Genomic DNA, 7,863 nt, shown 5'->3' on the forward strand with positions numbered 1-7,863 from the left:
CTAGAACTCCTTAAGGTCCTCTTCATCAAGAGGGAAGACGTCATCAGCGTCTTGAGCAGGTTTAGCCTTTTTAGGTACAGGTTTAGCTGCTATTTTTTTAGGGGCAGGTCTAGAAGATCTATTAGAATCAACATGATGAGATACACTCATAGTGTTTGTAGCTTCACCAACCATAGCAGCAATAATATTAACAGTCTCTTTCATAGAGATAGCTTGAGCATTTAACTCTTCAGCAGCAGCTGCAGCTTCTTCACTAGTAGCAGCATTTTGCTGAGTTACATTATCAATTTCACCCATAGCAGTAGCAATTTGATTCATACCTTCACTTTGCTCTTTAGCACTAATTGATATTTCACCTATTAAGTTAGACGTTTTGTTAATACGTTCTAGAATATCAGCAAACGCTTTTGAAGTCAGTTCAGATATTTCAGAACCTTTTTTAGTCTGAGCTATAGCTTCTTCAATAATAGCAGCAGTTTCAGCAGAAGCATCGCTTGAGCGTTGAGCTAGTGATTTAACTTCATCTGCAACAACCGCAAATCCAAGACCGTGTTCACCTGCACGAGCAGCTTCAACAGCGGCATTAAGTGCAAGAAGTTTAGTTTGTGAAGCGATCTCATCGATTGTTTTAATAATTTTAGAGATACGCTCACTAGAACTATTGATTTCATCCATAGCTTTAATAAGCTCTTCACCTTTTTTAGCACCATCTTCAGCAGAAGTTTTTGCATCTTTAGCAAGAATATCTGCTTCACGAGAATTTGAAGAGTTTTGAGTATTGATAGCAGTTGATTCTTCAATAGTAGCACTAACTTCTTCAACACTACTTGCTTGCTCACTCGCACCTTCTGCTAATCCTGTAGCTGAATCACTAATCTCTGTTGATGCACTTACCACCTGTTCATTCGCTTCCATTATTGATTTTACAGCTGCAGCAATTGGATTTGAGATATATCTACCTAGTAATAAGGCTATTGTAATAATTATTGTTATAAATACTATCGCCATAATTAAAGTGTTGTTACGAAGGTCATATACAGCTTCAAACACTTCATGCTCATCAATCTCTGCTATCATTGCCCATTTTAGGTCTAAAAATTCAAAAGGGGTATAAGATGACATAACTGATTCACCATCGTAGTTTGTACCCATCTCTGTACCTGTTTGTCCATTTAATGCTTCTTGTACAGCTTTTGTTTTAACTGAACCTTTAGAAGGGTTTTTAAATGAAGCTACAAGTGAACGATTCTCTGGATCTAGATAACTGTTACTTCTCATAAGGTTATCTTGACCTACAAGATATGCTTCACCTGTTTCACCCATTCCTGTACGATCATTAAGAATTGCATTGATTTTATGAGGATCAATTTCAACAACAATTACACCTTCTACTATGTCGTTTTCTATAATTGGAACAGACATAAACATTGCAGGTTCACCGTTTAAAGGTGCATATGCTTTCATATCTGTCATATGTGGTTCTTTATCAACCACGGCAGTATGCCAAGCTTCATACATAGCTGAATTTCTTAACTCACCTGTACGAAGATTTTCACCTAGGTCTGATTCTTTTGTAACAGAGTACATAACATGACCGTGTTTTGAACAGATTAAATACACATCATCAAGTTGGTTATGTTTCATAAAGTTCCCAAAGTAACCATCAAACTCGTTATATATTGCTTTAACATCAGGAAGATTTATAATACGTGTGTAGCCTTCATTTGCTTGTATTTTATGAAATTTATGACGATCAACAAGCTTATCATACAGGTTATGGATTTGTCTGTTTTCAGATAGATTTTCAATACCATTTTCTAGCATATCAAAGTAATCAAGAAGCTGGTTCTTTTTTAAATCCCTTGCCATCTCCATCATTTCATGTGCTTCATGGTCTAGCGCATTGCTAGATTTTACATAAGAAGTAACAGCCATTGTAATAAAAGGTATACTACCTACTAATAGCAACGCTATTATTAACTGTTTTTTTATTGTCATTTTCATTCTGTTTCCTTTTCTAGATGTTTTAAAATTTTAGATGGCAGATTTGCTAAAGAATCTTGAACAATTACGCCACCATTTTCATATGCAGTTTTAGGCATTCCATAAACTGTAGAACTTTGTTTATCTTGTCCAAATGTCATTGAGCCGCTATTTCTCATGTTTAAAAGACCTTTTGCTCCATCTGAACCCATTCCAGTTAATATTACACCTATTGCATTTGCACCTGCAGATTTTGCAACCGAATTAAACATAACATCGACCGACGGTCGATGTCCTGAAACTTTTTCACCAGATCCTAACTGCACATAATACCTATGACCTGAACGTCGTAGTACCATATGCAGATCACCTGGTGCAATTAAAACTTGACCTTGTACTATTGTATCATTATTTTCAGCTTCTTTGACATCAACTTGACATATACTGTTTAGACGTTCTGCAAACTGTTTCGTAAAGTTAGATGGCATGTGTTGGACAATAATCATACCAGGTGAGTTTCTTGGAAACTGCATTAAAAACTCTTTTAGTGCTTCAACACCTCCGGTAGATGCCCCTATAGCTATAAGTTTTTGAGTGGTTTCAAGTTGTGATTGATATGTAAGATGTTTAGTTTGTATATTTGTATCGTGTTTTGTAACATGTGCATATGCAGCATTTTTTACTTTGGAGAGTAGTTCATCTTTGATCTCAGATGAACCTTCATATATATTAGAGTGTGGTTTACCTATAAAGTCGACTGCTCCACTCTCAAGTGCATCAAGAGTAGTTTGGGCACCTTTTTGGGTCAGTGAAGATACCATTACTACAGGAAGTGGCATATGCTTCATAAGCTTTCGTAAAAAAGTAATACCGTCCATTCTAGGCATTTCAACATCTAAACATACTACGTCAGGTTTATTTTTTACTATTTTATCTCTAGCTATATATGCGTCTGGTGCAGTATCAACTTCACCAATTCCAGGATCCGATTTTAATATATCGACAAGTATAGCACGGGCAGTAGCACTATCATCAACCACTAAAACTTTTATAGCCATTTTTATTCACTCTTTTGTGTATATTTTAGGAAAATTTTTCCGGTATCACTTCTCATCATGATTCTACGACCCTTGTCTCCACCGACATCACTTGCTTTAATAGGTATTCTGTATTCACGTAAGATCTCTTTTGCAATAAGTATATTTTTTCTACCAACCATCATATCTTCTGTTGATACGTCTATAACATTTCCACCGCCAAATATTTTAGCTTCCATATTCGCACGGTTACAACCGATACTTTCCATACTCTCTATAAGTCTTGGTATAGATATATTGCCATATTTCGGACTTTGTAGACCATTTTCATTCCATAAAGGGACAAGATAATGGTTCATTCCCCCTATACGCTGAATGTTGTCATATAAACAAACTGCAACACATGAACCAAGTACTGTACTAATTTCAGTTGGTTTAGCACCTATAAATATTTCACCTACGTGGATGAATTTTTTCATATACATGTTAGAACTCTACCATACCGTCACTGTCATCAAATATAAATTCATTTGAACCAATACCTTGCGACAAGTCTACTTCTGCTTTATCAACTTTTGGTATTGTCACCATAAAAATCGTTTTACCGTTTTTTGTAATGTTGTCAATACTTCCGTTTAAAGCTTCAGCAAAACCACGTGCTACACTTAAACCAAGACCTAGTCCGGCAGTTCTTCTAGTGTTTCCAGATTCAAAATGACTAAACCTGTTGTAAATATCTTTTGCATGATCATGTGATACACCTTCACCGGTATCTTCAACAACAAGCACATAATTTTTTTCATTACACCCTATAACTACATCTATCGCAGCGTCGTTATAAGAGTATTCACAAGCGTTAGATATAAGGTTTAAAAGTATCATGTTGATTTTTTGAGAGTCACTTACGATACTTTCAGCGCATTTTGAATCGTAGTTAATAGTCAAGTTTTTATCTTCTATAAGATAGCTGAAATACTCAACGATCTCATCATATATATTTTTAATATCTACTATTGAATAGTCGTTTGCTATTTCACCTGCTTCTATTTCTGAAGCACTAAAGATATTTTTTAGACTAAAATCAAGTTTTAACAACTCCATCTTCATCATAGAAGAGAGCTCTTTAACTTTTTCATCTTCAAATTTTTTATTCATCATATTTGCAAGATTTAAAAGCGATGACATAGGGTTGTTAAACTCATTTTTGATAAGTGATAGAAATCTACTTTTTACATCTTGTGCCTGTTTGTTTTTTTCATTTAGATCAAGGAGCTTTTTCGTCATAAACTCCATCTCTTTTATTGAAGCTTTTTTCTCTTCAAATCTACGTCCAATCTCTTCTAGTAATTCATTGTCTGATGTTTGTGAAATATCCATGATTAACCCTTTATCTTATTTGATATATAGATGGAATTACCATCTTATATGTTTCGTTTTTATTGTGAATTGATTCAGAATGTCCTATAAACAATCTTGAGTGTTTATCTAGAAGTTTTGCATAATGTTCTAAAAGTGTGCTTTGAGTTGCTCTGTCAAAGTATATCATCACGTTTCTGCAAAAGATCATGTCAAATTTATTTTTAAATATTTTAAAGTCTCCAGTCACCAAGTTGAAGATTCTAAAAGTAATATGTTTTTTTAATTCATCTATGATAGAGTAGATTTTTATACCTTTTTCATTAAAAGATTCTATAAAGTATTTTTTGATCATCCCTTTAGGTAATCCCTCTACATCCTTTTGAGTATATTCACCTTTTATGGCTTTTTGCAAAATCTCTTCAGATATATCTGTGGCTAAAATTTTTATATCCCACATATCAAAGTCAGGTATATTTTCATGTAAAAATATCATAATTGTATACGGTTCCTGTCCACTTGAACAAGCCGCACTCCAAATACGAATTCTTTTTTGTTTTTGATCTACTATCTCAAAAAGTTTGTTTTTGAGATATAACCATTGGTTTTCCTCTCTGAAAAAAGAAGTTACATTAGTCGTAATAGCATTAACAAGCATGATAAGCATCTGATCTGTTTTATCATCCTCTATCATTTTATATAGATCTTCATATGTGGAAACACCATATTTACCCAACCATTTTCTAAGACGTGACTGAACAAGCGTTTTTTTGTGATCAGCTAGATTTATGCCAACCTCATTATATATGAGTTGTTGGTATTTTTTAAATGTCCTGTCATTTAGTTGGTTTTGTTCATTCACACTTTGGATACCTCAGGTGCATGTAGTTCCTCTACATTAAGTATAAGTGCAATCTCTCCGCTACCCATTATCGCACTGCCTGATAACTCTTTAATTTTTGAGAGTGTTGGTCCTAGAGACTTGATCACAACTTGTTGACGACCTATAAGATCATCTACCAGTAGGGCATACTTACCGTTTTCATTCTCTAAACACATAAGTGTAGACTCAGATATTTCAGGTCTGTCCTCATTAATGCTAAGGACATGATTGAGTCTTACAATTGGAATCATCTCACCACGAAGGTCTACAAACTCTCCCTTTTTCTTCATTGAGTGAATTATATCTTTTGAAGGTATAAAAGACTCTACGACTGATAAAGTAGGTATTATGAAAGTATCATTTGCACTTTTTACAACCATACCGTCAATAATAGCTAGAGTCAGCGGAAGAAGTATTGTAAAAGTAGAACCTTTACCAACTTCTGATGCTATCTCAACTTTACCTTGAAGTTTTTCAATCGCAGTTCTTACAACGTCAAGCCCTACACCGCGACCAGATATATCGCTGATCGTATCTGCAGTTGAGAAACCTGCCTGCATAATAAGTGAAAATACCTGAGAGTCACTTAGTTCATCATTTTCATTAATCAATCCACGCTCTACAGCTTTTGCAAAAACTTTATCACGGTTAATTCCACGACCGTCATCACTAACTTCGATCGCTATGTTCCCGCCACGGTGGAATGCACGAAGACGTATAACACCGACTTCGTGTTTACCTGCTTCAACTCTATCTTCAGGTGTATCTTCAAGCCCATGATCAATAGCATTTCTCATAATGTGAATTAGCGGATCAGATAGTGAGTCAACCATTGTTTTATCTATCTCTGTTTCAGCACCATCAATCTCTAAAGCAATCTCTTTATTTACTTTTTTAGATGCATCACGTGCAACCCTTTTCATCTTCTCAAACGTATCGTGAACTGCAACCATACGAAGTCCCATTACACGGTTCTGAATAAGGCGCGTAATTTTTGAGAGATGATTTATGGTTTTGCTGACGCTTTCACTTTTAATGCGTTTAATATCTTCGCTTTCAGCTATAAAGTTTTGTGCAATTACAAGCTCACCTACAGAATCAAAAAGTTCATCAAGTTTATTTGTATCTATTTTAACAAACGAACGCATATCACTTTTGCGTCTTTGAGGTATATTACCCTTATCTTGAGGTGCTTCTTTTATCTCTCCTGCTTCAGTTTCTTTATCTTCAGCACGTCTTCCAAATTTGATATCTTCATCTTTAAGAGGTTCAGGTTCAGGAGTGTCATCATCCTCAGTAGATACATGTTTGATCATGTACTCATTATCTTCAATATATTCAAAGAACTCTCTTATGTCATCTTCAGATTCTCTTGAAGCTATAAAAAGATCAACACATTTTATTTGTGAACGTTCAGGATCAAATGCATCAAGATCACTGATATTACTCATATCCCACCAAGATTCTAGGATTCTTCCATCATCACTTAAAAGTTTAAATATCTTAGCATGATCATAACCACGGAAGTAGATATCATCATCAAGAGTCAGTTTTATGTGATAAAGGTTTTCACCATCTTGAATTTGATCTTTTAATCTCTGAATATCCTCAACACTGTAAGCTTCATCAATGTAGTCTGAATTTGATTCTGTATCTTCTGAATCCATATCTTCAGTTTCTTCACCATCTTGTTGAAGTTTTTTCTTCTTTTTCTTTTTTTTCTTCTTTTTATCTTTTTTGGAATCATCATCAGAATCATCTGAACTGTTGCCAAATTCAGAAGCTAGATCAGGCATTTCTTCATCATTACCTGATGTACCTTTTTCACGCTTTAAAATACTTTTTATACCCTCTAATGTTTCTGCATAGTTATCAGGTACACTCTCATCACCTTCAACTTCACGCCACATAACTTCTTTAATCACATCAACTGCACTAAAGAAAATATCTATACTGTCGCGATCAACAATATCATCAGTATTTCTATAGTGATCAAGCACATCTTCAAAGTGGTGAACAAACTCTCCTAGTCTAGTAAAACCAAAAGAGTTAGCACTACCTTTTAACGTGTGAACCCCACGAAATAATTCGTTTAGAATGTCTTTGTCTTCAGGGTTCTCTTCAAAGTTAATTATATTGACATCGAGATTTTCGATAATCTCAGTTGCTTCTTCAATAAATATATTTCGTATTTGTTCTTTATCCATCATTTACCCAATGCAGTTTCCCGTATGTATCGAGAGTTAATGGTCCATCTAAAATTGGAATATTTAAAGATGGTTTAGTCTTTTTCATACTAAACAATAACTGTAATACAGAAGATGTTAGGAATGGATTTGTAGCATTCCCAACTTTGATCTCTTCTATATACTCAAGTCTAGTACTTACAAACTCTTTTAACTCTTTTACATCGTCAATGTCTATGTCTAGATCGATCTCTAGTACATCACCGTCAATAGTCATCTAGAACTCCTTAAGGTCCTCTTCATCAAGAGGGAAGACGTCATCAGCGTCTTGAGCAGGTTTAGCCTTTTTAGGTACAGGTTTAGCTGCTATTTTTTTAGGGGCAGGTCTAGAAGATCTATTAGAATCAACATGATGAGA

Annotated in this window: 7 protein-coding genes; all 7 read right to left on the minus strand. The window is 34.7% G+C overall.

What is annotated here, in order from left to right; all coding sequences use genetic code 11:
• Genes ABZA65_RS12245 through ABZA65_RS12275 form a run of 7 tightly spaced genes read right to left on the minus strand, consistent with a single transcriptional unit; the run spans nucleotide 1 to nucleotide 7,722 of the window.
• Nucleotides 1-2,004: a methyl-accepting chemotaxis protein gene (locus tag ABZA65_RS12245; RefSeq protein WP_373074061.1), complete on the minus strand. Its 2,004-nt coding sequence runs from the start codon at nucleotides 2,002-2,004 to the stop codon at nucleotides 1-3.
• Nucleotides 2,001-3,041 (minus strand): chemotaxis response regulator protein-glutamate methylesterase, encoded by a 1,041-nt coding sequence (locus tag ABZA65_RS12250; protein ID WP_373074063.1) that lies wholly within the window; start codon nucleotides 3,039-3,041, stop codon nucleotides 2,001-2,003. The genes ABZA65_RS12245 and ABZA65_RS12250 overlap by 4 nt, the downstream gene beginning before the upstream one ends.
• Nucleotides 3,042-3,043: 2 nt before the next feature.
• A complete protein-coding gene (locus tag ABZA65_RS12255) occupies nucleotides 3,044-3,499 on the minus strand; it encodes a chemotaxis protein CheD (protein WP_373074065.1) in 456 nt (151 codons plus the stop codon).
• Nucleotides 3,500-3,506: 7 nt separating this feature from the next.
• Nucleotides 3,507-4,397: a sensor histidine kinase gene (locus tag ABZA65_RS12260; RefSeq protein WP_373074067.1), complete on the minus strand. Its 891-nt coding sequence runs from the start codon at nucleotides 4,395-4,397 to the stop codon at nucleotides 3,507-3,509.
• Between the two features lie 10 nt (nucleotides 4,398-4,407).
• Nucleotides 4,408-5,238 (minus strand): protein-glutamate O-methyltransferase CheR, encoded by an 831-nt coding sequence (locus ABZA65_RS12265; RefSeq protein ID WP_373074069.1) that lies wholly within the window; start codon nucleotides 5,236-5,238, stop codon nucleotides 4,408-4,410.
• Nucleotides 5,235-7,466, minus strand: coding sequence for a chemotaxis protein CheA (locus tag ABZA65_RS12270; RefSeq protein ID WP_373074071.1), 2,232 nt, complete (start codon nucleotides 7,464-7,466; stop codon nucleotides 5,235-5,237). The genes ABZA65_RS12265 and ABZA65_RS12270 overlap by 4 nt, the downstream gene beginning before the upstream one ends.
• Entirely contained in the window at nucleotides 7,459-7,722 is a 264-nt protein-coding gene (locus tag ABZA65_RS12275; protein ID WP_373074073.1) for a hypothetical protein, read from the minus strand. Before ABZA65_RS12275 ends, ABZA65_RS12270 begins: the two co-directional genes overlap by 8 nt.
• Nucleotides 7,723-7,863: the final 141 nt, after the last annotated feature.

The organism is Sulfurimonas sp. (assembly GCF_041583195.1).
Lineage (GTDB): Bacteria > Campylobacterota > Campylobacteria > Campylobacterales > Sulfurimonadaceae > Sulfurimonas.

Bases quoted from the DNA above. Each gene is read 5' to 3' on its own strand.
- ABZA65_RS12260 (WP_373074067.1), bottom strand. From the start codon at position 4,397: ATGGATATTTCACAAACATCAGACAATGAATTACTAGAAGAGATTGGA.
- ABZA65_RS12255 (WP_373074065.1), bottom strand. From the start codon at position 3,499: ATGAAAAAATTCATCCACGTAGGTGAAATATTTATAGGTGCTAAACCA.
- ABZA65_RS12275 (WP_373074073.1), bottom strand. From the start codon at position 7,722: ATGACTATTGACGGTGATGTACTAGAGATCGATCTAGACATAGACATT.
- ABZA65_RS12245 (WP_373074061.1), bottom strand. From the start codon at position 2,004: ATGAAAATGACAATAAAAAAACAGTTAATAATAGCGTTGCTATTAGTA.
- ABZA65_RS12250 (WP_373074063.1), bottom strand. From the start codon at position 3,041: ATGGCTATAAAAGTTTTAGTGGTTGATGATAGTGCTACTGCCCGTGCT.
- ABZA65_RS12270 (WP_373074071.1), bottom strand. From the start codon at position 7,466: ATGGATAAAGAACAAATACGAAATATATTTATTGAAGAAGCAACTGAG.